1 protein-coding gene is annotated in these 1,052 nt (G+C 39.7%); it reads left to right on the top strand.

What is annotated here, in order from left to right; translation table 11 throughout:
- The first annotated feature begins 237 nt into the window (after nucleotides 1–237).
- Complete coding sequence (locus GPLA_RS14635; protein ID WP_040514931.1) at nucleotides 238–1,014, top strand: hypothetical protein; 777 nt, start codon at nucleotides 238–240, stop codon at nucleotides 1,012–1,014.
- Nucleotides 1,015–1,052 lie beyond the last annotated feature (38 nt).

Genomic DNA, 1,052 nt, shown 5'->3' with positions numbered 1-1,052 from the left:
AGTGTCGGTGCAGCTGTTTTAGCGGCTGTCCCGAAGCGAGATGCGCATTATAGAGATACAAAGAATTAGGTCAACACTTAATTGCCATAAAAATGAAATAAACCCAAAGCAGAATGTTTTTTGAACAAAGCGAGTAGTTTACTGTCTATTTAGTAAATTTATTGTTAAGTTTAGACTCTTGAATGGCACGGATGTCATAACGTAGAAGTCAGTTTTAGTTATTGGATGTCTGAAAAAATGAAAAAAATAATAAAAATAGCCATCATCGCTAGCTTGGTCTCGTCAGCTTATAGTGTGCGAGCACAGGAAGATGAGTTATCGAACGATAGTCATGTTACGACTTCTTTCGTAAAACGTCAGGTTGCACAAAACATGTCAATCGGCCGTGCAGTTAAAAGTATAGTGAGTAACTATCCCCAAGAAGCATCTGCAGTAGTAAGCACTGCTCTAGATATGTACCCAGATAAGTACCAAGAAATTATTCATGCCGCTATATCAGCTCAACCTATGTTGACTGAGGATATCGTCAAGATAGCACTTGAGAAAAACATAGCCAGTTGCGCAAATATCGTAAAAACAGCTATTAATGCCGAGCCAAGCTACGTCGACTTCGTTGTAACGGCGGCTGCAAACTCTACGCCAGAAGAACTCAATGAAATAGTTCGAGTGGCTGTTATTACTGAACCCGATTCAGCGGATTTTATTGTGCAGTCATTAGCCCAACAGCATCCCAATAAAATTGTAGACATTTTAAGTTCTGCCATAGAAGCGGTTCCTCTTGTAGGTGAATATGTTGTTGAGACCCTTCTTGCAATATTTCCAAACGATGCCGAGAGTGTAGTCAGTACTGCCGTTCGAGAATCAGCTTCTGAAAGAGCCAATGTGAAACGCATTATTGAAACCGCACAAAATTTTGGTTTAGATGAGGAAAGCATATATAAATATGCAAAAGAAGGTGGAGCCACTGACGAAGAAATAACGGCCGCTTTAAGTGAAGCAACTGAACAACGTTAAGTCGTTTTCATTTCCTTAATAGCAGACATAAAAAACCG

The sequence above is a fragment of the Paraglaciecola polaris LMG 21857 genome (genome assembly GCF_000315055.1).
Lineage (GTDB): Bacteria > Pseudomonadota > Gammaproteobacteria > Enterobacterales > Alteromonadaceae > Paraglaciecola > Paraglaciecola polaris.
This window is presented reverse-complemented; position numbering and strand designations above follow the sequence as displayed.

Coding starts and splice junctions, on each gene's coding strand:
- GPLA_RS14635 (WP_040514931.1), top strand. CDS start 238: ATGAAAAAAATAATAAAAATAGCCATCATCGCTAGCTTGGTCTCGTCA.